The organism is Bartonella sp. MR168JLCBS (genome assembly GCF_042194175.1).
In genome coordinates this window covers 12,445-33,094 of record NZ_JBHIMP010000014.1, presented here as the reverse complement: position 1 = coordinate 33,094, position 20,650 = coordinate 12,445, and the positions used below count along the sequence as shown (strand labels likewise).

30 protein-coding genes are annotated in these 20,650 nt (G+C 41.3%); 26 read left to right on the top strand and 4 right to left on the bottom strand.

Annotation, left to right across the window (positions count from 1 at the left end; genetic code table 11):
- Positions 1 to 133 precede the first annotated feature (133 nt).
- The 7 genes from ACFIK8_RS07690 (at position 134) to ACFIK8_RS07660 (ending at position 4,372) form a co-directional block, all read left to right on the top strand.
- On the top strand, positions 134 to 607 hold the full coding sequence (locus tag ACFIK8_RS07690) for a crossover junction endodeoxyribonuclease RuvC (RefSeq protein ID WP_375669109.1): 474 nt from the start codon (positions 134 to 136) through the stop codon (positions 605 to 607).
- Positions 597 to 932, top strand: a complete 336-nt coding sequence (locus tag ACFIK8_RS07685; protein WP_375627591.1) for a hypothetical protein — start codon at positions 597 to 599, stop codon at positions 930 to 932. Before ACFIK8_RS07690 ends, ACFIK8_RS07685 begins: the two co-directional genes overlap by 11 nt.
- Positions 922 to 2,043, top strand: a complete 1,122-nt coding sequence (locus ACFIK8_RS07680) for a DUF1376 domain-containing protein (RefSeq protein WP_375669108.1) — start codon at positions 922 to 924, stop codon at positions 2,041 to 2,043. Before ACFIK8_RS07685 ends, ACFIK8_RS07680 begins: the two co-directional genes overlap by 11 nt.
- Entirely contained in the window at positions 2,027 to 2,440 is a 414-nt protein-coding gene (locus ACFIK8_RS07675; RefSeq protein WP_375645181.1) for a hypothetical protein, read from the top strand. Before ACFIK8_RS07680 ends, ACFIK8_RS07675 begins: the two co-directional genes overlap by 17 nt.
- Before the next feature lie 177 nt (positions 2,441 to 2,617).
- The gene (locus ACFIK8_RS07670) at positions 2,618 to 2,965 is read left to right on the top strand and encodes a hypothetical protein (protein WP_375669107.1); all 348 of its coding nucleotides are present in this window, start codon (positions 2,618 to 2,620) and stop codon (positions 2,963 to 2,965) included.
- The gene (locus ACFIK8_RS07665) at positions 2,952 to 3,467 is read left to right on the top strand and encodes a hypothetical protein (protein ID WP_375669106.1); all 516 of its coding nucleotides are present in this window, start codon (positions 2,952 to 2,954) and stop codon (positions 3,465 to 3,467) included. Before ACFIK8_RS07670 ends, ACFIK8_RS07665 begins: the two co-directional genes overlap by 14 nt.
- A gap of 374 nt (positions 3,468 to 3,841) precedes the next feature.
- Positions 3,842 to 4,372 (top strand): antA/AntB antirepressor family protein, encoded by a 531-nt coding sequence (locus tag ACFIK8_RS07660; RefSeq protein WP_375669105.1) that lies wholly within the window; start codon positions 3,842 to 3,844, stop codon positions 4,370 to 4,372.
- Positions 4,373 to 4,420: 48 nt separating this feature from the next.
- On the opposite strand, the gene ACFIK8_RS07655 is transcribed toward ACFIK8_RS07660, so the two are convergent.
- Positions 4,421 to 4,849, bottom strand: a complete 429-nt coding sequence (locus ACFIK8_RS07655; protein ID WP_375669104.1) for a type II toxin-antitoxin system HicB family antitoxin — start codon at positions 4,847 to 4,849, stop codon at positions 4,421 to 4,423.
- A gap of 67 nt (positions 4,850 to 4,916) precedes the next feature.
- Entirely contained in the window at positions 4,917 to 5,108 is a 192-nt protein-coding gene (locus ACFIK8_RS07650) for a hypothetical protein (protein ID WP_004859817.1), read from the bottom strand.
- A 301-nt stretch (positions 5,109 to 5,409) separates the two neighbouring features.
- Between ACFIK8_RS07650 and ssb the strand changes: the two genes are divergently transcribed.
- Both ssb and ACFIK8_RS07640 read left to right on the top strand, forming a co-directional pair.
- A complete protein-coding gene (ssb, locus tag ACFIK8_RS07645) occupies positions 5,410 to 5,862 on the top strand; it encodes a single-stranded DNA-binding protein (protein ID WP_375669103.1) in 453 nt (150 codons plus the stop codon).
- A gap of 10 nt (positions 5,863 to 5,872) precedes the next feature.
- Positions 5,873 to 6,415: a hypothetical protein gene (locus ACFIK8_RS07640; protein WP_375669102.1), complete on the top strand. Its 543-nt coding sequence runs from the start codon at positions 5,873 to 5,875 to the stop codon at positions 6,413 to 6,415.
- Between the two features lie 3 nt (positions 6,416 to 6,418).
- Here the strand turns inward: ACFIK8_RS07640 and ACFIK8_RS07635 are convergent, their stop codons facing one another.
- Both ACFIK8_RS07635 and ACFIK8_RS07630 read right to left on the bottom strand, forming a co-directional pair.
- Positions 6,419 to 6,841 (bottom strand): type II toxin-antitoxin system HicB family antitoxin, encoded by a 423-nt coding sequence (locus ACFIK8_RS07635; protein WP_375645150.1) that lies wholly within the window; start codon positions 6,839 to 6,841, stop codon positions 6,419 to 6,421.
- A gap of 20 nt (positions 6,842 to 6,861) precedes the next feature.
- On the bottom strand, positions 6,862 to 7,044 hold the full coding sequence (locus ACFIK8_RS07630; RefSeq protein WP_006589116.1) for a type II toxin-antitoxin system HicA family toxin: 183 nt from the start codon (positions 7,042 to 7,044) through the stop codon (positions 6,862 to 6,864).
- A 345-nt stretch (positions 7,045 to 7,389) separates the two neighbouring features.
- On the opposite strand from ACFIK8_RS07630, the gene ACFIK8_RS07625 reads away from it, so the two are divergent.
- From ACFIK8_RS07625 to ACFIK8_RS07545, 17 genes are all read left to right on the top strand, one after another.
- Entirely contained in the window at positions 7,390 to 7,710 is a 321-nt protein-coding gene (locus ACFIK8_RS07625; RefSeq protein ID WP_375620509.1) for a hypothetical protein, read from the top strand.
- A gap of 3 nt (positions 7,711 to 7,713) precedes the next feature.
- On the top strand, positions 7,714 to 8,298 hold the full coding sequence (locus ACFIK8_RS07620; RefSeq protein WP_375669101.1) for a hypothetical protein: 585 nt from the start codon (positions 7,714 to 7,716) through the stop codon (positions 8,296 to 8,298).
- Between the two features lie 538 nt (positions 8,299 to 8,836).
- Positions 8,837 to 9,364: an antA/AntB antirepressor family protein gene (locus tag ACFIK8_RS07615; RefSeq protein WP_375669100.1), complete on the top strand. Its 528-nt coding sequence runs from the start codon at positions 8,837 to 8,839 to the stop codon at positions 9,362 to 9,364.
- A gap of 374 nt (positions 9,365 to 9,738) precedes the next feature.
- The gene (locus ACFIK8_RS07610) at positions 9,739 to 10,320 is read left to right on the top strand and encodes a hypothetical protein (RefSeq protein WP_375669099.1); all 582 of its coding nucleotides are present in this window, start codon (positions 9,739 to 9,741) and stop codon (positions 10,318 to 10,320) included.
- Complete coding sequence (locus ACFIK8_RS07605; protein WP_375645081.1) at positions 10,313 to 12,241, top strand: phage terminase large subunit family protein; 1,929 nt, start codon at positions 10,313 to 10,315, stop codon at positions 12,239 to 12,241. Before ACFIK8_RS07610 ends, ACFIK8_RS07605 begins: the two co-directional genes overlap by 8 nt.
- 3 nt (positions 12,242 to 12,244) lie before the next feature.
- Complete coding sequence (locus ACFIK8_RS07600; RefSeq protein ID WP_375647673.1) at positions 12,245 to 12,493, top strand: phage head-tail joining protein; 249 nt, start codon at positions 12,245 to 12,247, stop codon at positions 12,491 to 12,493.
- Entirely contained in the window at positions 12,493 to 14,037 is a 1,545-nt protein-coding gene (locus ACFIK8_RS07595) for a phage portal protein (protein WP_375669098.1), read from the top strand. The genes ACFIK8_RS07600 and ACFIK8_RS07595 overlap by 1 nt, the downstream gene beginning before the upstream one ends.
- The gene (locus ACFIK8_RS07590) at positions 14,027 to 15,097 is read left to right on the top strand and encodes a S49 family peptidase (protein ID WP_375669097.1); all 1,071 of its coding nucleotides are present in this window, start codon (positions 14,027 to 14,029) and stop codon (positions 15,095 to 15,097) included. Before ACFIK8_RS07595 ends, ACFIK8_RS07590 begins: the two co-directional genes overlap by 11 nt.
- Positions 14,980 to 15,360 carry a hypothetical protein gene (locus tag ACFIK8_RS07585; RefSeq protein WP_375669118.1) on the top strand — a complete coding sequence of 127 codons (381 nt, stop codon included), beginning with the start codon at positions 14,980 to 14,982 and terminating at the stop codon, positions 15,358 to 15,360. The genes ACFIK8_RS07590 and ACFIK8_RS07585 overlap by 118 nt, the downstream gene beginning before the upstream one ends.
- The gene (locus ACFIK8_RS07580) at positions 15,357 to 15,725 is read left to right on the top strand and encodes a head decoration protein (RefSeq protein ID WP_375647668.1); all 369 of its coding nucleotides are present in this window, start codon (positions 15,357 to 15,359) and stop codon (positions 15,723 to 15,725) included. The genes ACFIK8_RS07585 and ACFIK8_RS07580 overlap by 4 nt, the downstream gene beginning before the upstream one ends.
- Before the next feature lie 12 nt (positions 15,726 to 15,737).
- The gene (locus ACFIK8_RS07575; RefSeq protein ID WP_375669096.1) at positions 15,738 to 16,814 is read left to right on the top strand and encodes a major capsid protein; all 1,077 of its coding nucleotides are present in this window, start codon (positions 15,738 to 15,740) and stop codon (positions 16,812 to 16,814) included.
- Between the two features lies 1 nt (position 16,815).
- Complete coding sequence (locus tag ACFIK8_RS07570) at positions 16,816 to 17,169, top strand: hypothetical protein (RefSeq protein WP_375669095.1); 354 nt, start codon at positions 16,816 to 16,818, stop codon at positions 17,167 to 17,169.
- Positions 17,166 to 17,711, top strand: coding sequence for a hypothetical protein (locus ACFIK8_RS07565; protein WP_375669094.1), 546 nt, complete (start codon positions 17,166 to 17,168; stop codon positions 17,709 to 17,711). The genes ACFIK8_RS07570 and ACFIK8_RS07565 overlap by 4 nt, the downstream gene beginning before the upstream one ends.
- Positions 17,692 to 18,381 carry a phage baseplate assembly protein V gene (locus ACFIK8_RS07560; protein WP_375669093.1) on the top strand — a complete coding sequence of 230 codons (690 nt, stop codon included), beginning with the start codon at positions 17,692 to 17,694 and terminating at the stop codon, positions 18,379 to 18,381. The genes ACFIK8_RS07565 and ACFIK8_RS07560 overlap by 20 nt, the downstream gene beginning before the upstream one ends.
- Complete coding sequence (locus ACFIK8_RS07555) at positions 18,378 to 18,719, top strand: GPW/gp25 family protein (protein WP_375669092.1); 342 nt, start codon at positions 18,378 to 18,380, stop codon at positions 18,717 to 18,719. The genes ACFIK8_RS07560 and ACFIK8_RS07555 overlap by 4 nt, the downstream gene beginning before the upstream one ends.
- Positions 18,716 to 19,543, top strand: a complete 828-nt coding sequence (locus ACFIK8_RS07550) for a baseplate J/gp47 family protein (RefSeq protein ID WP_375669091.1) — start codon at positions 18,716 to 18,718, stop codon at positions 19,541 to 19,543. The genes ACFIK8_RS07555 and ACFIK8_RS07550 overlap by 4 nt, the downstream gene beginning before the upstream one ends.
- The gene (locus ACFIK8_RS07545; RefSeq protein WP_375669090.1) at positions 19,543 to 20,649 is read left to right on the top strand and encodes a phage tail protein; all 1,107 of its coding nucleotides are present in this window, start codon (positions 19,543 to 19,545) and stop codon (positions 20,647 to 20,649) included. Before ACFIK8_RS07550 ends, ACFIK8_RS07545 begins: the two co-directional genes overlap by 1 nt.
- The last annotated feature ends 1 nt before the right edge of the window (position 20,650 follow it).

The window sequence follows — 20,650 nt, the reverse complement described above, 5'->3', positions numbered from 1 at the left end:
AGTTGCGCCGATTTACATAGTGTATACTTCTGCTCAACCCGTCATAAAAAAGAAGAAAATTCTTAAGGAATTAGATGCTGAGATTGAGAGTTTAAAGCACAAGATTAATGAGAAGTAGGTACTGGTGATTTAGATGTCTCATACAATTCTTTGCCTTGATCTAGGGACTAAGACAGGCTGGGCGATATGCGGTGCGGATGGTCACATAACAAGCGATACAGAAGATTTTCAATCACGCCGTTTTGAAGGCGGTGGTATGCGTTATTTACGCTTTAAACGGTGGCTTACTGAACTAAAGAGATCTGTTGATGAAATTGACGCGGTGTATTTTGAAGAGGTGCGCCGGCATGTGGGTACAGACGCTTCTCATATTTATGGGGGCTTTCTAGCAACCTTAACAGCGTGGTGTGAACATCATCAGATACCATATGAAGGCATTCCTGTTGGCACAATTAAGAAGGCGACGACAGGAAAAGGCAACGCCTCAAAAGAAGAAATGATTAAGGCGGTATGTGCAAAAGGACATACGCCTAAAGACGACAACGAAGCAGATGCTTTAGCAATTTTATATTTAGTTAAAGGAAAGGAGATTGGGGATGTCCAATAGAAATAAGTTTGTAACAATTAATGTAGAGAAGTGTCTTCTTGATATTGTTTTGTTACCAGCGATTGAATGCAATGTTTATCTCAGGTTGCGTTTGCAAATGCTCTACACTGGCGAACCTCTTATAAATAATTCACAAGGATTCTCTTATCTTACTAAATGTTCAGTAAAAAGATTTGAAAAGGCGTTAGATTATTTATTGAGGGTTGGAGTCATCATACGTTTAGAAGATGGTCGTTTGTGGAGTTCACAAGTTGAGGAGGAACTCAATAACTTCAATGAAGATCTAAATAATAATAAAGAACAGGAGGGGAAATATGTCAACTAAGTTAGCTTGGGTTCGTTGTTTTCCTTCTGATTGGGTATCTGATGCTAGTGGAATGACGTCGCATCAAATATCGACTTATATGATGTTGATATTGCTTATGTATAAGAAGAGACAGCCAATTCTTGAGAATGCCTCTATATTAGCACGCATTTCTGGTTGTTCAGTAAAAGCTTTTAATAAAGCGCTAGATTTTTTATTGAGTGATGAGAAACTGACACGTTTAGAAGACGGTCGTTTATGGAGTTTACAGGTTGAAGAGGAACTCAACAACTCTAATGAGAATTTGAATAAGTTTTCAGAGAGAGCGCAGAAGGCAGCGAAGGCAAGATGGGATAAAAATACAAAAGATGCTTGTAATATTAAGCATGATGCTTGTGATAATGCTAATGACGCTAAGCATAATGCTAAGCATGATGCTTGTGATGCTATAACAAACAATACAAACAATACAAACATATATAATAAAAAAACTAAAACTATCGTTTTAGCAAAAAAAGAAATTGGTTCTGAAAGTTTAGAAACAAACGAACAGGTTCATGAGCCAACAGAGGTTGCTGCTGTTGAGACCACATCAGAGCAAATCACAACGGGTGTAGACAACCAACCTCCCATTCACGAGCAAGAGAACGTTCCCAAAAAAGCAAAACGAGCGCAAGCTAATCGCGGTTGTCGATTGCCAGATGATTTCAAACCTAATTTGCAATACGCAATCGATAAAGGCTTAACCCATGATGAGGCGCTGTTAGAAGTCGAACGGTTCAGAAATTTTTGGCTGGCAAAATCCGGAGCAAATGCAAACAAAACAGATTGGCCGGCGACATGGCGAAACTGGATTATACATCCAGAGTACGGAGCGCTATCCAAGAAACAAACACAAACACCTAGAGGTTATCATGGAAAATTCACTCAGAAAACTTTCACAGAACAGCTTGCAGAAGGCTTCAACGAACTCAGAGATCATCTCTCATCTAGAGAAGATTATGGAAATGATCAGTCCGGGGTATCCATTGACGCTGAAAGCTGGGAATACATTGACGAAACAGGAGGAAGCGCAAACCTTAGATGCTTGCAATCGTCTACAAGCGTTGCTCTCTGTGAAAGCTTCAGTTAAGCAAATTGAGCAAGCTTCTTTCCTACTCTCAAGCATGAGAGTCCCTGCGAACACAGATTCCAAAGCTGTTGTCCTATCCTATAGCATGATGCTGGAACGGATTTCAGCATATGCTCTGAAAAAGGGCGTCGAAGATATCGTAACTGGTCAAGCAATTGGGATATCAAAAACATTTATGCCAACTTGTGGAGAGCTTTTAACTTATTGCCAGACACTAGAAAATACCCTTCTTTCAAAAGCCGAAAGTGTACGTAGAGCAATTGAAAACACACGTGAGAAAGCACTCAAAGAAAAAACAACGAAAGAGCATTTTCGACCACTAACGCTTGTTCACAAGCAAGAGCTTGAAGAAACTTTAAATGGTCTTGGGGGAGCAGTGAAAAACATTGCAAGTTAGCAAAATAGTGAAAAGTGCTGATCATTTTGGGATTGGATATGTATTTAAATCGACAAAAAGATACCATACAAAGCGATTTAAAGATTTTACGATGAAAACCATATCTGCAATATAAAACGCTCTGTACAGTCAAATTTTAGGTAAATAGACCAATTGGTAAAATTATGGACTAAAAACATGAAAATATTAAAAGACCTGTTCTTAAAAAAGCGTAAACAGCCAATGCAAAAAGAGTTTGTTGCGACAGCTGTTGGTTATGTTCCTTGGGGAGACGGAGCAGAGGAGTATTTTTACAACCTCTACGAATATGAAGACGGCACAAGAGAGTGTGAAAAGTTTGATGGCGGACAGTATTATACCACACCAGAAAATGCAGATTTTAGTACCAAAGCGCAAGTAAAAGCTTGGGTTTATGGGGGTGGTATTCCGAAAAGCGTTCTCAATTACGAACCTCTTATAGACGAGATCAATAAAGAGATCAAAAAATTATCGAAAACCGCAGGAAATAAATATGTTTACAGATAAGCAGCTAAGAGCCTTGTTTGGCATTATAACTTTTATATTTATATGTTTTTTAGGAATTAAAAAAAATCTTTACTTTATTCAGAGTATTTTGACATTCGCATCTGTTTCTTTGGTAATAGTCACAACGGTTTTTGCAATTTTATGCAATTCCAATATTCCTTCTGAGTTGCAAAACAACCCAAAATACAAATGCGGAAATACAACAGGTTGGGTGAAACTAACACGTGATTTACAACAATATATGCACCGACTTTTAAAGCTAATAAGTGTAGCGCTTGTCGTTTTAATTTTCCCAAGTAGTTATAAAGAAACGATCTCTTTACCTATTATTTCTAAGTACGTGGAGCATAAGCTTTCTTTTTCATTGGATACTGTACTTTGGTACTCAGATATTGCTCTTTGGTATTCCTTTTTAGTTTGTGTATTGTTTCTTATGTTACATACACGCAGTTTAATAAACATATCTATTTACACACTACAGTGCTCCATTAAAAAACCATAGTAAAATTTCCGATTTTATAAAACTGTTCAGATTACGTTGTCTCTTCTCAACGTTCATAGATGAAATCAACAAGAGCATAAAAAACTATCGGAAGCCGCTTGACATTATTCCTGTAATGTATATTTTCGATATTAGGTGCCTCAAAAACACCTTAAACGAACAGCGGATAGATTGCCGACACAATTTTTCTTCCGCACATTAAAGGCTTTGACTCATTGTATGTTACACGCATATAATGGCATTGTCGGGTGTAGTTGCGCTATACAATACCCTTTATGGGGAAAGCGTAACGACGGACTGTTCGCCGTGTTTTTGAGCACCCGGCATTCTTTATTGAGTGTCAATCAAAAACGTCTAATCGAACAGGAGTTCACATGAACACTCTCATAGAAATTACAGAACAAACGATTGATCAAGAAACAGTTCAAGCAGTAAATGCGCGTGAATTACATGTGTTTTTGGAAGTAAAACGAGACTTTTCCAATTGGATTAAAGACCGTATTAACAAATACAGCTTTCTCAAAAATCAGGATTATATAGTTTTCGCCAATTTTGGCGAAAACCTCCAAGGCGGTCGTCCAAGTACAGAATATCACATCACTCTAGACATGGCAAAAGAGCTTTCCATGGTTGAACGTAACGAGAAAGGACGTCAAGCACGCCGTTATTTTATTGAGTGTGAGAAGAAACTAAAAAGCCAATCTGTTGATTATGATAATGATACACGCTTTGATGATTTTAACTATCTTCGCCAATATGTTTTGACAAATTATCCTAAAATCATGGGTATTATCTTTGGTCGTCTTTTAAAAATAGATGAAATCGAAAAAGAGCTTGATCATTACAAATCAGTTACAAAAGAAGCTAAGCGCGTTTTAGCAAGATCTGTCGTAAAAGCTGCTTAGTTTAAAATATGATCTCATCTTCTCCACTTTCAGAGTGGAGAGGATGTTTCACGCCGCGTTTTTGATTGTAATAACGACTTGCTTGCCAAGAACGCTCAGTGTTTGCTCTAGTGTTTGAAGCTTAGTTGGATAATTGGGATCAAGAATGCGTCTTGCTTCTGTTTCTTTTTTACCCAAACGATTAGCCAATTCTGTTTTTGTGATATTCGCTTCATTAAAGGCTTCTACCACTGCAAGTTTAAGAGCATTCCAAGCATCTACCGTGACCTTTACAAGACCTTTATATTGCTGTGGTACTGGTAAAGGTAAACCGCGCATAGGATAGCTCCGTAATGCTAACCCTAAAGCTTCAACAGCATTCTCTAATGCCTCTGCTCTATTTTCTCCAGCTGTTATTGCTTCTGGTACATCTGGAAAGGTTACAATAAAACCACCATCTGGATCAGATTCCAGTTTTGCTTGATAAGTGTATTCCATGTTTAGGTCTCCTCGCCATAATCGAAATGCTTTTGAAACGAAAATTTAAAGCTGTTGAGAGAATAACTCATACCCCCAACTGCTTTTTTATTATTTTCACGTAAAGTGGGGTCAATTCACCAGATTTTATAACGGTTGTCTTGTCTCCAAAAGTTACCAAATAATGTGACCCTTTACCTGCATCAGGAGCTTCACTATAATGAATGCCTCTTTTTCTGGCTTCTTTACGTAATTCTCTAAGCAGTGCTTCTCGTTTCATTTAGCCTCCCCTTTCTGCATAAAATGAATATCGCACAAAAAGGTTCGATAGTCAACAATAAATCGAACAAAAAAGTTTGATACAGACTCTTAATAAAATGATATTCATTGAAAAATTAAAAGCAGAAATAAGAAAGCCGTGCCATTTGTGCGACATGGTTTTTTGATGAATAATTTGTCAAATAATATTATAATGTAATACTTAAAAAAACTGTTATTAACAAACTGAAATAATTGAATAAATACGCAAATTATGCTAAGATTTTTCATGTATAAATTGCAAATCTAATGGGGCTACAAATATGCTAAATAAAGTGACGTTAATCGGGCGCCTTGGTGCTGATCCCAAAAGCAAAACAATGAATTCTGGAGCAGAAATAGTCAATTTTAGTATAGCGACTTCTGAGAGCTATACAGATAAAAGGACCAATCAAAAAGTAGAGAAAACAGAATGGCATTCCGTGGTGATTTTTAATCCACATTTGGCAAAAATTGCACTTCAATATCTAAACAAAGGTTCAAAGGTTTACATAGAAGGAAAATTACAGACACGCAAATGGCAAGATAAAAATGGGCATGACCGTTACACAACAGAGATTGTCTTACCACAATTCAAAGGCGAGTTGTATTTGCTTGATGCGAAGAAAGAGCAATCAGCATCCCCTACCCCTTCACCCATTACTTCTCAAAATTATGCTATCGCTTCAGGTGCTCAAGATTATAGAACAGCTCTTAACGATAGCGTCCCATTCTGATTGATAACATATGACAAAGAGAAAAAAACGTACAAAACGCGGACGTCCTCGGATTAAAGGATGCATCAGAGAACCAAATGGACGCATCTCACGAGCAAAAACACCGCATGAACCCATGGATAAATTGGCAATTGAAATGCGTGCCAAACGCTTCTGTTTGACCATAGAAGAGGCTAAAAATCCACTTTCCAGTACCTATATTGGGCGGCTTTATTTGCAAGGCGAAATCAATCAAGACCAATATGATGCTGCGCAAAAATATCTTGAAGTGAAAAACAATTACCTATGTGCAAAAGGATTGCCTAATGCAATTTATGATGAAATGCCTACAACTTCTGATAACGGAGCAAGAGAGAAATGGGTACAGATAGCAACAGAACATCTTTTAGTTGTAAAAGATGTTGTTCAAGAAGCTCAATGTTTACACCGTCAATATAACCTTCATGCCGCATTACAGTATCTTGTCATAGAAGATCAATCACTACCGCATCTTGTGCCTTCATTGCGCATTGTTCTAAATGCGCTTTATAAACATTTTACGCAAAACCGGTAGTTTTCAAGCGGCGTCTTGGATATTAATGGCAACCTCTTTTCCAAGAGCACTGAGAGTGGATTCTAAGGCATCTAATTTGGTTGCGTGGTTTAAATCCAACAATCGGTCAATTTGTATTGGATGAAGTTTTAAAAGACGTACGAGATCAGCTTTGCGTAAGTTTTTTTCAACCATAGCGTTATGTATTGCAATTTTTAAAGTCACCAATGAAGATACTTCAACAAAAGGATAGGCAATATCACGATGTCCAAAGGGTATAGGTTCACGATCTTGAAAACGCCCCATAATGACTGTTAAAAGTGCATTTTTAGCCTGTTCCAAAGCCTCTTTTTCATCGTTACCATAGGTAATAAATTCCTGAAAGTCTTTAGAGACGACTAGAAGAGTATCATTGTCATCTTTGATAAATTTGATTGCATATTTCATTTACACCTCCATATTCAGGCTTATTTTAGGTCAAGATCTTTAAGAATCTTCTGGACTAATCCTGTTCCTAATTCTTTTCGCGTACCATGCATAGGTAAAACGGACTTTTTAGAACCGCGCTTTACAAGCAAATGTCCACCTTTCCCTGAAGTAAAACTGCAACCATGCTTTATAAGATATCTTTTCAATTCTTGACTATTCATTATAATAATATAACATCTAAAATGTTTCAATACAACATAAATGTTGTATTTAAGGAAAATAAAGAATATCTTTTAAAACACCATATTTAGGTAAAAAAATAAAAAAAATACAAGATCATGATTTTTTTGTTGACATAGTGTAAAAAATCATATTTAATGACGCCACTGCACTAGTCGTATTGTGTCTAAAATTCAAAAATATCCTCAAAAATTCAGTAAAATATGAACTTGAAACGTGGCTAGAAAGCCCCGTTTTCTGGGTAATTCTGGCTAATCAATTTTTCACAGAATAAAAATCAATATTTGACTAATGATGTCATTAATTATGACTCAAAAGGAGCAATGATGAAAGCTGTCATCACTAAGCCAATGTGTGTTGTTGGAGACAATAAAAGCACTGTTCGCTTTGAACCATCAACACCCAATAATCCATTTGTTGAAGTTTCCAATCAAGTCTACGCACGTCTCAAGCGCGCTAATGCTGTAAAACCTTTTATTGGAGTCAAGACAACAGCAAAAACAGATAAGGCAGTTGAACAAATTAAGCAGATAAAACAAGAAGCCGTACAAACATCGTCTGAACCAGTGACAAAGGAAATTCCACTCGAACAGCCAAAAGCATCTAAAGCTTCTAAGTCATCAACACCTACCCCCAAAAAGGCTTAGAAGTTGAAGTTAATCATCCACCAAAAATGGTATCTTCAACAGGTGAAGGATACCTTCACCAGTCTTCAAGCACCACGCCTTAATTGGGCTTTGCGTAATGCTGTAAATACCTCTGCAAAACAAGTCGAACGCTTTGCAGAAAAACAAGTTGCCGATGTTACATCTGCCCAATCAAAGCGTGTCAAAAAAGGCGTTTATATTAAAGGAAAGGCTACAGCAAAGCTTCTCGAGACAGATATCATTGGTTCTGGAACACCGATACCTCTTAAATTTTTTCAAGCAAGAGAAACAAAACGCGGCGTAACTTACACAATGTTTGGAAAAAAAGAAATCTTACCCCATGCTTTTATCAAAGGTGGGAGTTTTCCAAAGCGTGTTGAATTAAAAAAGCTGAATGGGAATGTGTTTCAAAGAGCGGATGGAGATCAATTCCCTATTGCAAAACAAGAGGGACCCTCAATTGCTGGAGTGATGTCCAAGCCAGAAATTGCAAGTGCTATTGTAAAAGAAGCCAATGAAAGATTAATTGCCAACATACAGCACCAACTTGCTCGTCAAGAATATGCCGCCAATAAGAAAGCTAAATAATGTTCTTAAGCTATGTTTATGTGCTATACAATAGGATTTTCTTTCTTGACAAGATTCACAGAAAACATATATCGTTAAATTAGGTGCCTAGAAAACACCTTAGATGCATAGCGGATAGATTGCCGAAACAGTTTATTTTCCGCATATTAAAGGCTTTGACTCATTCTATGCTCGTCGCATATAATGATCTCGTCGGGTGTAGTTACGCTATACAATACCCTTTTGGGAAAAGCGTGACGACGGACTATGCACCGTGTTTTCTAGCACCCGGCATTCTTTGTTGAGTGTTATTACTTTTAGGATTTTTCAAAAAATAATTGACAGTTTCTGTGAACAGCTATAGTCTGATTGGCAGGCTTAAAACACCTCGTAACTAATCGGTTCAACAGTATCCCGAAAGATCTGTTGCCCATCATAAGAAATTTTGTCCAGGGTCTTCGTGTGTATGTCCAAGGGTAACCTAAAGATACGAAGGACTGTATTAGTTCGGTTGTTTTAGCCCTGGATACTTTAACTTATAAAACAAAGGACTAATAAGATGAACACTCTAATTAAAATATCAGAACAAGCTGTTGGACAAGAAACTGTGCAAACTGTTAATGCACGTGAATTATATATGTTCTTAGAAGTCAACTCTAAATTTGCAGATTGGATTGTACGCCGTATTAAAGAATATGGATTTTTGGAAAATCAAGATTATGGTTTTACGTTTCTCAAAAATGAGAAACGTAAAAATGTTATCAGCAAAGAATATCACATCACTTTAGACATGGCGAAAGAGCTCTCAATGGTGGAACGTAATGAGAAAGGTAGACAGGCTCGACGCTACTTTATTGAATGTGAAAAGAAACTAAAAAGCCAATCTGTTGATTATGATAATGATACACGCTTTGATGATTTTAACTATCTTCGCCAATATGTTTTGACAAATTATCCTAAAATCATGGGTATTATCTTTGGTCGTCTTTTAAAAATAGATGAAATCGAAAAAGAGCTTGATCATTACAAATCAGTTACAAAAGAAGCTAAGCGCGTTTTAGCAAGATCTGTCGTAAAAGCTGCTTAGATTTAAAATATGATCTCATCTTCCCTGCTTTCAGAGTAGGGAGGATATTAATTTAAAGAAGATTGCCAATTATGCCTCTCCTATTCCAGAAAAAATACAATAAAATCAATGCAAAAGGTACTTCCCGGCGGGTTGGCTTCGTTGCGGGGCAGGCGAGCGCGAACTATCGCTAGCGACAGAATTTTCAAATTGACTGTACATTGTACACTTAACTTATTGATAAATAATGATTTTAGTGTGTACAGTATGATATGTAAAATGTCTCCTTATCGCATTGAAGCCCGTTTTTCAGTTCGTGATGTAAAGCTTTCTTTCTTGGTACGCCGAAAGCCCCGTTCCTCAAGATGAGAAAAAAATCAAGGCAAGGAGCAACTATGAATAAGAAAACGCGTAAGGGTCTATCGGTTCGTGCGTTTGCAAAAAAGATGGGTGTTTCACATAATGCGGTGGTTTCTCGGATAAAGACAGGTAAATTTGATGCGGCTCTTTTTGAAGATGGTTCTGTCAATGAAGCCCTTGCCACAAGCATCTGGAATGAGAATCCAACAAAGCGCCCTGCTTCACTTTTAGCGCCTGATGGACAACCGCGAACAAAGATCAAACAAGCCTCCACAGATGGAGCCAATGAATACAAGATAAAACTGGAGCGGATGCAAGTTGCGCTTGAAAGCGAAAAGATTGCCCTTGAACGACTACGCGAAACCACTGTTGATCGAGAAGAAATGAAAAAGGCAGCGCGTGAGTTTGGAAGAGCGCACCGTGATGCTATGTTGAATTTTCCTCATCGTTTTGGTGCAAGCATTGCTGCACAAGTTGGATGTGATGCGGCCAGCCTTATTGGTGCTATTGATTATACTATGAGAACCGCTTTGCTTGAGGCGGTTAATATTCCAGTGCCTTTTCATGATCCTCATTCTCCAGAGTTAGAGCACTTGCAAGAAACGAATAATGGATGAAAATGCAGTCGAAGAATTTTTCGCCAATGCCAATGACGCACGACAACCAGACCCACCGTACACGGTTTCGCAATGGGCGGACAAGAATAGGTATCTTAGCACCGTAGCAAGTGCTGAGCCTGGGCTTTGGAGGACAAAGCGTACCCCTTATTTGCGTGAAATCATGGATAACCTTTCCTCTTACGTGCCAATTGAAACAACCATTGTCATGAAAGGGGCGCAGATTGGCATGTCAGAAGCAGGATTGAACTTTTGCGGTTATGCCATTCATTATAGTCCGGGACCCGCCCTTTATGTGATGCCAACGGTTGAGACAGCGAAGAAATTATCAAAAACCCGTCTTGACCCAATGATTATGGCAAGCCCTGCTTTAAGCGAACGCATTGCCCCAGCGCGGGCACGCGACAGCGGTAATACAATGTTTTCGAAAGAGTTTGATGGTGGGGCATTGATGCTTACAGGAGCAAACAGTGCAGCTGGTTTGCGTTCCATGCCTATTCGTTATCTGATTTTAGATGAGGTGGATGCCTATCCTCTCAGTGTGGATAACGAAGGTGATCCGGTGATGATTGCCGAAAAGCGGACCTCAACCTTTGTGCAGAGAAAGATTTTTAAATTGTCCACACCGACCCACCGTGACACAAGCCGTATCGCCAAAGATTTCGTGCTAGGAGACCAACGATATTACAATGTCCCTTGTGATGCATGTGGTGTTCTACAGCCCATTGTTTGGTCACAAATTAAGTGGCCAAAAGGCGCCCCCGAAAAAGCTGTGTTTGTTTGTGCACATTGTGGTCATGAACATGCAGAGCACAGAAAAACAGATCTCATGAGTGAAGAAAGAGGTGCGTGCTGGGTGCCAACCAGTGAATCAAGCAGACCGAATTTGCGTTCTTACCATATTTCGGCACTCTATTCACCTTGGCTTACTTGGGGGGAATGCGCAAGAGAGTTTTTAGATGCCAAGGATGATCCGGCACTTTTGCAGCCTTTTGTCAACACAGTGCTTGGAGAGCCATGGGAAGACAGAACAGGCGAAGTTGTTGACCCTGATAGCCTCTATGCAAAACGCGAAGATTATCCATTGGCACCAGAACAAGCCGTCGTGTTGACAGCAGGCATTGATGTGCAAAATGACCGCTTAGAACTTGAAGTGGTTGGATGGGGACGCAGTGAAGAAAGCTGGCATATTGATTATCAGGTCATCCTTGGTGATCCCTCTTCTTTTGAAGTATGGGACCAGCTGGATGAATACCTTACAAGACGCTGGCCACATCCAGGCTATAAAGATGGCATCAGGATAACGGCTGCTTGTATTGATACCGGTGGTGGACACACACAAGCGGTTTATAATTATGTCCGCCCCCGTGAGGGACGACGTATCTGGGGGATTAAGGGGCAAGCGGGATGGCGTGCAGTATGGCCGCGCCGTCCAAGTAGAAACAACAAAGGACAGATCAATCTCTATATTGTTGGTGTTGATGCAGCAAAAGATATTATCACGGCACGGTTTAAAAAATCCGGTCCTGAAGCATCGGGTGCTGGTGCAACACACTTTCACAAAAACCTTGATCGGGAATATTTTGACCAGCTAACCGCTGAAAGAAAAGTCATCAAATATTTTAAAGGCTTCAAGCGCATTGAATGGCAAAAAAGCGAAAAGGCAAGAAATGAAGCCTTGGACTGTAGGGTCTATGCTTATGCTGCTTTACAAGGCCTGATTTCGGCAGGAATAAACCTTAATCGAGAAGTCGATATCTTAGAAGAGCGTCTGGAAAAACTTAAAGTTGAAGGCTCTTTAGAGCAGCCAACACCAAGACATGCCCCTTCTCCTGCTCCAAGAAGATCTCAGACAGCACAGCCTCAAAGGAAACAATCCAGAACGGTGATGAATCCTTATATGCAAGGGGATTGGAGGTAATTTGTGGATGAAACTTTAGGACAATTTAACAGCAAAATTGACAGACTTGAAAACTTAAAAAGGCGGCGTGAACAAATTGAAGAGGCTCTTTATTCGGGTGCGCAATCGGTACGCCATGGCGATAAGCAAGTCAGCAACCGCTCTGTTGAGGAACTGCGCAGAGCGCTTGAGATGCTGAACACACAAATAGCGGACCTTGAAGGAAGCAAGCGTTCACGCGTTTTCTATTTTAATATATCACGAGGCTATTAATGGCTGGCTTTATCAATAAACTCACGGGCTTTTTTACAATTTCTCGTCAACACAATCCCCATTTTGAAGCGGCAAGCAAAAGCCGCCGTATGGGTGGTTTTGACCCCGCAAAAAAACATATCAATAAAGCCATTGAGGAATGCGGTGATACCATTGTTGCCCGTTCAAGATGGCTTTATGACAATGAAGCTCTTTATGGTTCCGCAACGGAGGAATGGGTCTCTGCGGCTGTCAGTGATGGGATTAAACCTTATCCTCGTATTGAAGGCTTTCAAGAAGAAAAGAAAAAGCTTTTAGACTTATGGTGGCAATGGGTTGATGAAGCGGACTATGATGAAGATACCAGCTTTTATGGGCTGCAAGCAACCATTGCACGAGAGGTCTTTTTAACTGGTGAATGCTTTGTAAGATTGCATTATGTTGACCTCTACGGGCGCTCTGGTGTGCCTCTTCAATTGCAAGTTTATCCCACCGAAATGTTGGACCTTTCCTACAATGGACCGGCTGAGATTGAAGGCAATTACATTCGTATGGGGATTGAATTTAATGCCAGTGGTAAGCGCGTTGCTTATCATTTCTGGGAACATCACCCCTATGATGATTCTCCTTCCAACATAGCATTTAAGAGCCAAGAGCGCGTGCGTGTCCCTGCTGAAATGGTCATTCATATCAAAGAGCGCCGTATTGCCGGACAATTGCGCGGTTCTCCCAAAATAACGCGCTGTATGACAAAGATCTTTCAACTCGAATCCTATGATGATGCAGAACTCGATAGAAAAAGGACGGCGGCTCTTTTCGCGGCGTTTGTCAAGGACAGTTCCCCAAACGTCGAAAAATTATCCGATAATCGTGATAAAAACAACGTTGAAGAAGAATACAAAGCACCTGTCATTGCGCCCGGTGCATCTCTTTATTTAGGAGAGAATAAAGAGGTTACATTCTCAAATCCTGTTGAGGTTGGTGGCTCTTATGAGGCTTTTCAATTTCGCAATATCTTGAAAATTTGTGCAGCACTTAATATGCCTTATGCCGTTGTGACTGGAGACGTTACGCGGGGGAATTTTTCAAATGTACGCACCTCCATCATTCAGTTTAGACGGCACGTCAAACAATGGCGTGAACATATCATTGCCTTTCAGTTTAACCGCATTGTTTGGGAGCGTTTTGTTGAAATGGCAGTGCTTTCTGGATGCGTCAATTTGCCAGGGTGGGAAGAAAATTCCTTGCCATGGCTTCAATGTGAAAGCTTTGCGCCCCCGCTTGAAATGATTGATCCAAACAAGGATATCTCAGCGGAAAAAGAAGAAATCCGTGCAGGCTTGAAAACACGACGCATGGCACTTGCCGAGCGCGGCTTTGATATCGACAGCATTCATGCCGAAATGCAAGAAGAGCACACAGACGCTCGTGCGCGCGGCTTATCTTTTGACACGGATATGGCAGCGCCCTCTGGTAGCAATCAAGTAATTGATACAGCAGATTCAGAACCTTCTGAAACTTATGAAAGTAACCAAGGCAGTGAGGCACATACAAATGGTGAATAATCTCGACATGCCGTTTTTGGCATCACGGCTTTTTGGTGTTCCTCATATGCTTGCATCGACAAAGCTTGATATCATTTTGAATGCTCTTGCGCCGCGTCTTTTTGAGGGAGAAAAGTTTTCCCCTAGGGCATTTGGACAAGGGGATACAGAAGCTTTAAGACCACCTGAAACTTATGTGGTACAAAATAATGTTGCTATCCTACCAGTTCATGGCACGCTTGTGCGCCGTGGTGCATGGCTTGGGGCTTTATCGGGGCTAACCTCTTATGAAGGTTTAAGGGCTTCTTTTCGTGAAGCCATTGCACAACCTGATGTTCGCGCTGTTTTACTTGATATTGACAGCGGCGGTGGAGAAGCCGGCGGTGTGTTTGATTTAGTTGAAGAGTTTCAAACACTCTCAAAACAATACGACAAGCCCATTTGGGCGCATGCCAATGAGTTTGCGTGTTCAGCGGCTTATGCCATTGCTTGTGCTGCTTCTCAAATATGGGTAGCTCGTACAGGGGTTGTGGGCTCGATTGGGGTTGTTTGCGCCCATCTTGACCAATCCCGTGCAGATGAAAAACACGGGCATAAATGGACCTTTGTCTTTGAAGGTGATCACAAAGTTCATGGCAATCCTCATGAACCCTTGAGCGATACAGCACAGATAAAAATGCAAGCCGATTGCGCCCTGCTCTACGAGATGTTTGTCGATTTGGTGGCGCAAAACAGACGCTTAAATGCTGCTGCAATTCGTGACACAAAAGCAGAAACTTTTATAGGCAACCAAGCGATCACGCTTGGATTAGCAGATGCGCAAGGCACCCTTGCGCAAGCGTTGGAAGCCTTAACGGATTCCATATCACAAAACCCAACATCAACAGAAAAAGAAGGACAAAACACATGGCACGCACACAATACCGCGCTGAAGAAGAGGATGACGAAAAGATCGTCGACATCATCAATGACGAGGAAGAGGACGAAGACGATAGTGACGTCGACAAAAACGCCGAAATCTTTGACGACGAAGAAAACGAAGATGAGGGTGAAGACAATGAGGACAAGCAGGAAAACATAAAAGCTGCTCTTGAAAAAGAAAGAAAGCGCGCAAAAGCACTAACAACCCTTGAAAGGCAAGCAAAGCACTTAGGCGTTTCTTTTGACGCAGCAAAAGCTATTCAAAACGGTATGAGTCTCGAGAAAGCACGCCAGTGTGTGTTGACGGCTGCTAGCTCTCAAAGCGAGTCTTTAAAAGTCTCGCCTTATGCCCCTCATAGTGATGGGACGAGCAAGGCAAAGATTCACGCAAAATGGGAAGCAGCTTGGAGGGCAGTGAAATGACGAATATTATTTATGACGACGTACGCAATGGCGCTTATCTTGGACCCTACGACCCTGACATGTCAAACGAAGAAGTGGTGTTTGCATCAGGAGCATTCATTGAAGCGGGAACTGTCATGGGAAAGATAACCGCAACGGGACACTATGCCCCCCTTAATCCAGCAGCATCAGATGGCAGTCAAACACCGGCAGGGATTTCTTTTGCCACTATTGACGCAACAGGCGCAGATCAACGCGCCGTGATTACAGCACGCTTATGCACTGTAAAAGCTTCTGAACTGCTATGGCCAGATGCCATCACGGATGAGCAAAAGAAAGCAGCCATTCAGTCTTTAGAAGACAAGAACAACATTCTATTGCGATAGGAGAATGCACACATGGATATGAATTTTTTTAAACATGATGCTTTCTCAAGCATCACAATGATGAAAGCCATTGAAAACTATGAGTTTCAACCTGGTCTTGTAAGCTCTCTTAATCTTTTTGAGGAAGTTGAAACCAGTACCACAGTGGTTGGGATTGAACGGCGTGATAATACATTTTCGCTTATTCAAACCAGTGAACGTGGCGCACCTTTGGCAGAAGGTGATAGAGAGGGGCGTAATCTTCGGTTTTTCAAAACAACACGGATTGCCAAAAGTGATACCGTAAAATCAGAAGAAATCCAGAACCGTCGTGAATTTGGCGCAGAAGATCAGTTAGAGACAGCAATGAAATATATTGCCAGAAAACAAAAGAAACTGATTTCTGAAATTGAATTGACATGGGAAAATATGCAACTTGGCGCTGTTCAAGGTGTTGTCCTTGATGCTGATGGCTCGGTGATTGTCGATTGGTACAAGGAATGGGAAATCACACCACCAAAGCCCATTGACTTTAAACTAAATGTTGAGACAACCAATGTTGCTGACAATGTTGACCAAGTCATTATGAGGATGATTGAGGCTTCAAAAGGAGCATTTTCTGATCGTTCACGCATTATTGGGCTTTGTGGAAATGAATTCTTTTCCAAGTTGAAAAACCATAAAACAATTCGTGAGACCTATTTAAACACAGCCTTAGCACAGACACTCAATAGCGCCGGAGGTGTTGCAACACCAAGCGCTCTTGGCTCGGGCAGCTTTGGCAGTTTTGACTTTGCTGGTGTCACTTTCATTAATTACCGGAGTATCCACAACTATAATGTAAGTGCGAAAGCTGGAACAAAGCGCGCCATAGGAATTAAGCCTGATGAATGTCAATTCTTCCCTGTTGATGCGCCTGGTGTCTTCCAAAAAACCTTTGCACCAGGGGAAAGCTTGGATTTTGCCAACACCGTTGGAAAACCTCTCTACACGATGCTTATAGTCGACCACGACCGTAATGCATGGGTAAAACCAGAGGTCTACAGCTATCCGCTTTACATTTGCACACGCCCAGAAATGCTGTTTAAAGCCGTGATTGGAGTGAAATAACATGCGATGGCACGGGCTGCTAAACCAAATGGTTAAAGATGTGCGCAACACTTTTGGGCAGCCCATCATCTACACGCGAAAGGACAATCAGCAATCTTTTCGTATCACAGCAATTTACGGCATTAAGCATTCAGAATCGGACGCCGGTGGCAGAATCCCCACGACAATTGCAAGAAAGGAACTTGATCTTTGTATCAATGATATCGGAGGCTTACCACCAAAACCTCAAGATAGTGTTATTGTGATGGATCCTGAAAACAGCAAAGCCCCCTCTCAAGAGCACTTCGTGATCACAGATGTCCAAGCCTCTGAATCCGGTATGTATAAGCTTATCTTGCGAGAAATAAAACAATGAAACATCCACGCGAAACGATAAGAGAAAGCTTTGTTGCGTTGATCAAAGCAGCAAAGACGGCAGCTGGTGACAATATTTTCAATATGCGTGATTTCAACTTTTCCCCTGAGAACACGCCTGCAATTAATATCTCAACACAAAGTGAAACAATTGAAGATGGCTATGATTATGGAGTAAGGCGGCGTGTTTTAACGCTAGATGTTGAATGTTATGCGACATGTGAAGATGGAGCACGTTTTGTTGACCAATTAGCATGGGAAGTTGAGGAGGTTTTCTACGCTAATCCCAATCTTAAAAACAGCGTTGAAACATGCCGCCTGCAAAATATTGCTTTTGCCTTTGGCGATAATGGCGCTCTAGCACTCCACGGTGCAATTTTAACCTTTGACGTAACTTACGTCACCAATATCCCCTGCCTTGATGAAGGAAAGGCAACCGAAAGAGTTGTTGAACCCCTTGTCGGTTTTAAACCAGAAACAGGTATGGGAAACCAAGACAAATACCATAAAATTGAAGGTGGACATGTTAGAGCGGCGCGATAAAGAAATCACAGATCTAAAAAGACGTGTGGCCAATATGGTTGTGGTGGGAAAAATTAGCCATGTCGACCATAAAAACGCACGCTATCGGATAAAAAGTGGCAATCTTGTCAGTGACTGGATTCCAGACACACAAGCCCGCGCCGGTAAAACACGCTCTTATGAAGGGCGCGATGTTGGAGAACAAGTGATTGTTGTTTCATCATCAGGGGATTTGTCACAAGGGGTGATTGTTGGTTCACTTCACACCGATGCTAATCAAGCAGCCGATAAAGGCAGCATTCACCGAACGATATACCCTGATGGAACCCGCCTTGAATATGATGATGAACAAAACACTTATGGAATTCATATCAAATCAGGGGGAAAATTTATCCTGACAATCGCTGATGGTGTGTCACTAAAAGGTGATGGTGGCAAGCTAGAGCTTACCGCGCCAGATGGCATAAAGATTGTTTCAAAAAGCGATATAAATTTAAACGCAAAAGGCAACATCTCTTTGAAGGCAGGTGATGGCATTTCACTGAATTCGAATGATAGTCTCTCTCTTTATTCTGGGAGTAATGTTTCCATTCATTCGAGTGGACTAAAGCATAACGGCACCAATGTAGGAGCAACACATGTTCATGGTGGTGTTTCCCCTGGTGGTTCTATGACAGGAGGTCCCAATTGAACAGTGGAATGGACTGCACAACGGGAAAGTCATTGACCGGCATTGATCATTTACGCCAATCAATCCTTGATATTTTGTCAACGCGGATTGGTTCGCGTGTAATGCGGCGTGATTATGGTTCACGTGTTGCAGAACTCATTGATGCACCGGTTAATAATGCTTTTGCTGTTGCCCTTTATGCCGCCATTGCTGAGGCTTTAGACAAGTGGGAACCGCGTTTTAAATTGAAAAAAATTGATTTTAAATGGAGTGAGGCTGGACAAGTTTCTTTGTCCTTTGAAGGCATTTATTTGCCATCCGGCAAGCCCATTACCATGGAAGGATTATTGATAAAATGAATGGAGTACTTGCAAAACCGGAAATCATCACAGAACTTTCTTTTGAGGAAATACGCGCTGCTGCTCTTGCCCATTTAAAAGAGCTTTTGCCTGAATATACCATTCTTGAAAGTGATCCGGCTGTAAAAGTCATTGAGGCTTTTAGCTATCGAGAATTGCTTTTAAGACAGCGTATTAACGAAGCGGCACGCAACAACATTCTTGATTTTGCAACCGGTGAATCTCTTGATGCTTTGGGAAACTGGCATGGTCTTGCCCGCATGGAGGGTGAAAGTGACGAGAGATATCGTGAACGCATAGAGCTTCATGCCCGTGGTGGCAATGGTAGCGGGACAGAGCCCTATTACAAACTTATAGCCTTAACAGCCGATAGTCGTGTTAAGGATGCGATTGTTTACCGTAAAGGCAAAGATCCAACCATCTATGTTGCTCTTTTTGGCAACAATGAAGAAGGAACGGCATCTGAAGATCTCATACAAATAGTTTCAGAAGCTCTTCACAGAAAAAATATCATCATGACCAATGATACAATCATTGTTCACGCTGCTGTCAAAAAAGTGCTGGATTTAGAAGCAGATGTTTGGCTGTTACCAGAAACATCTTTAAAAATTCTCACAACAATGGAAACAAATTTAAGAGCAGCATGGAGACAAGAACAAGCCATTGGTCGTGAATTAAGTTTGTCGTGGTGGATTTCAAAATTAATGATTGCTGGTGTCCAAAAAGTGATCGCCATTACACCAACACAAGACAGTATGGTTTGTGATGAAGAAGTTTTATCGATTGGAAAAATCACCTTAAACTTCAAAGGGCGTGCGCGCTAATGGTTGGTTCCCTCCTCCCCACACATGCAACAGAATTTGAAAAGCGCCTTGCCGATGCTTGCGATTTTCATCAAGATATTGATGGTTCTGTTTTGGGGATTTCACGTTCTAAACTGATCACACGCCCTCCCCGTTTCTTGCCGTGGTTGATTGAAGAATACGGGCTTGGAGAGCTTACGCCTTATGTTCCAAATCTCTATGATCTGATTGATCAAGGGATTCAATGGCAGCGCTTGCGCGGCTCCCTTGCTGCAATAGAGGTGGGGCTTGAATGGCTAGGGATTTCGGCACGCTTTACGCCCGCATGGACGGGGCGGGCATGGTGGAACTCCTTTCAACTTGATTTTGATCAGTTGCCTGAACGGAAAAGCCTTGAATCCATTGAAGCAATTACCGACCTTTCCAAAAGTTTGCGCTCTGATTTTCGTCGAGGGACCTATGGTTATGATGTTCAAGCCATGGAAGGCAATATGTCACGCCTTGATGACAGCATGTTGGAGTATGAAAGCGGTGTTAGCTTAACAGCTGGGGGCACTTTGTTTTCCTTTGGGCGCACAACAGAGATCAATCACACGCTCACAAGAGAAGAAGGCAGGCTTATTGGCAATTGGATAGATGATGGGGATGAAGAATTAAGCTGGAACCAAATCGATTACCCATGGGACATGGCAAATTTTCCGTGGTGTTCGGTCAAAAAACATGAACGCGATATGCTGATGGCAGAGTGGTTTCATGGTCGCACGCTTTATCTCGTGTTAAGAGACAGCCAAGATGGCGTGATTGGGTATCAAAGATGCTATGCTGTAGCGCCTGTCGAACAGGCTTTGGAGGGGGGTTATAACCATTCAAGCGGCAGATTCCAGCCCTCCCCGAGGGGCACGGCGCTTCTTGTTGCAGCCCGCACAGACTTTTGCGATGTTGACGGCAAACAAGCAGCATTTGTTTCCATTCTCGTTCACGCTACCCCCGCAGAAAACATAGCGGTTGGCAAGCTTTGGTTGGAGCTTGATGAACTGAATGGCGGTGTCGAGATACTCAAAACGCCCATTAATATTCCTTTGCGTGCCGATGTTCGCGAACAATTCAAGATTTTATTGAGGTTTTAAC

What these genes read in the sequence shown, in the direction of transcription:
- ACFIK8_RS07610 (WP_375669099.1), top strand. Translation starts at nt 9,739, where the DNA reads ATGAATAAGAAAACGCGTAAGGGTCTATCGGTTCGTGCGTTTGCAAAA.
- ACFIK8_RS07595 (WP_375669098.1), top strand. Translation starts at nt 12,493, where the DNA reads ATGGCTGGCTTTATCAATAAACTCACGGGCTTTTTTACAATTTCTCGT.
- ACFIK8_RS07590 (WP_375669097.1), top strand. Translation starts at nt 14,027, where the DNA reads ATGGTGAATAATCTCGACATGCCGTTTTTGGCATCACGGCTTTTTGGT.
- ACFIK8_RS07565 (WP_375669094.1), top strand. Translation starts at nt 17,166, where the DNA reads ATGAAACATCCACGCGAAACGATAAGAGAAAGCTTTGTTGCGTTGATC.
- ACFIK8_RS07605 (WP_375645081.1), top strand. Translation starts at nt 10,313, where the DNA reads ATGGATGAAAATGCAGTCGAAGAATTTTTCGCCAATGCCAATGACGCA.
- ACFIK8_RS07550 (WP_375669091.1), top strand. Translation starts at nt 18,716, where the DNA reads ATGAATGGAGTACTTGCAAAACCGGAAATCATCACAGAACTTTCTTTT.
- ACFIK8_RS07685 (WP_375627591.1), top strand. Translation starts at nt 597, where the DNA reads ATGTCCAATAGAAATAAGTTTGTAACAATTAATGTAGAGAAGTGTCTT.
- ACFIK8_RS07650 (WP_004859817.1), bottom strand. Translation starts at nt 5,108, where the DNA reads ATGAAACGAGAAGCACTGCTTAGAGAATTACGTAAAGAAGCCAGAAAA.
- ACFIK8_RS07690 (WP_375669109.1), top strand. Translation starts at nt 134, where the DNA reads ATGTCTCATACAATTCTTTGCCTTGATCTAGGGACTAAGACAGGCTGG.
- ACFIK8_RS07665 (WP_375669106.1), top strand. Translation starts at nt 2,952, where the DNA reads ATGTTTACAGATAAGCAGCTAAGAGCCTTGTTTGGCATTATAACTTTT.
- ACFIK8_RS07575 (WP_375669096.1), top strand. Translation starts at nt 15,738, where the DNA reads ATGGATATGAATTTTTTTAAACATGATGCTTTCTCAAGCATCACAATG.
- ACFIK8_RS07670 (WP_375669107.1), top strand. Translation starts at nt 2,618, where the DNA reads ATGAAAATATTAAAAGACCTGTTCTTAAAAAAGCGTAAACAGCCAATG.
- ACFIK8_RS07545 (WP_375669090.1), top strand. Translation starts at nt 19,543, where the DNA reads ATGGTTGGTTCCCTCCTCCCCACACATGCAACAGAATTTGAAAAGCGC.
- ACFIK8_RS07655 (WP_375669104.1), bottom strand. Translation starts at nt 4,849, where the DNA reads ATGGAATACACTTATCAAGCAAAACTGGAATCTGATCCAGATGGTGGT.
- ACFIK8_RS07640 (WP_375669102.1), top strand. Translation starts at nt 5,873, where the DNA reads ATGACAAAGAGAAAAAAACGTACAAAACGCGGACGTCCTCGGATTAAA.
- ACFIK8_RS07570 (WP_375669095.1), top strand. Translation starts at nt 16,816, where the DNA reads ATGCGATGGCACGGGCTGCTAAACCAAATGGTTAAAGATGTGCGCAAC.
- ACFIK8_RS07625 (WP_375620509.1), top strand. Translation starts at nt 7,390, where the DNA reads ATGAAAGCTGTCATCACTAAGCCAATGTGTGTTGTTGGAGACAATAAA.
- ACFIK8_RS07635 (WP_375645150.1), bottom strand. Translation starts at nt 6,841, where the DNA reads ATGAAATATGCAATCAAATTTATCAAAGATGACAATGATACTCTTCTA.
- ACFIK8_RS07680 (WP_375669108.1), top strand. Translation starts at nt 922, where the DNA reads ATGTCAACTAAGTTAGCTTGGGTTCGTTGTTTTCCTTCTGATTGGGTA.
- ACFIK8_RS07580 (WP_375647668.1), top strand. Translation starts at nt 15,357, where the DNA reads ATGACGAATATTATTTATGACGACGTACGCAATGGCGCTTATCTTGGA.
- ssb (WP_375669103.1), top strand. Translation starts at nt 5,410, where the DNA reads ATGCTAAATAAAGTGACGTTAATCGGGCGCCTTGGTGCTGATCCCAAA.
- ACFIK8_RS07615 (WP_375669100.1), top strand. Translation starts at nt 8,837, where the DNA reads ATGAACACTCTAATTAAAATATCAGAACAAGCTGTTGGACAAGAAACT.
- ACFIK8_RS07630 (WP_006589116.1), bottom strand. Translation starts at nt 7,044, where the DNA reads ATGAATAGTCAAGAATTGAAAAGATATCTTATAAAGCATGGTTGCAGT.
- ACFIK8_RS07660 (WP_375669105.1), top strand. Translation starts at nt 3,842, where the DNA reads ATGAACACTCTCATAGAAATTACAGAACAAACGATTGATCAAGAAACA.
- ACFIK8_RS07560 (WP_375669093.1), top strand. Translation starts at nt 17,692, where the DNA reads ATGTTAGAGCGGCGCGATAAAGAAATCACAGATCTAAAAAGACGTGTG.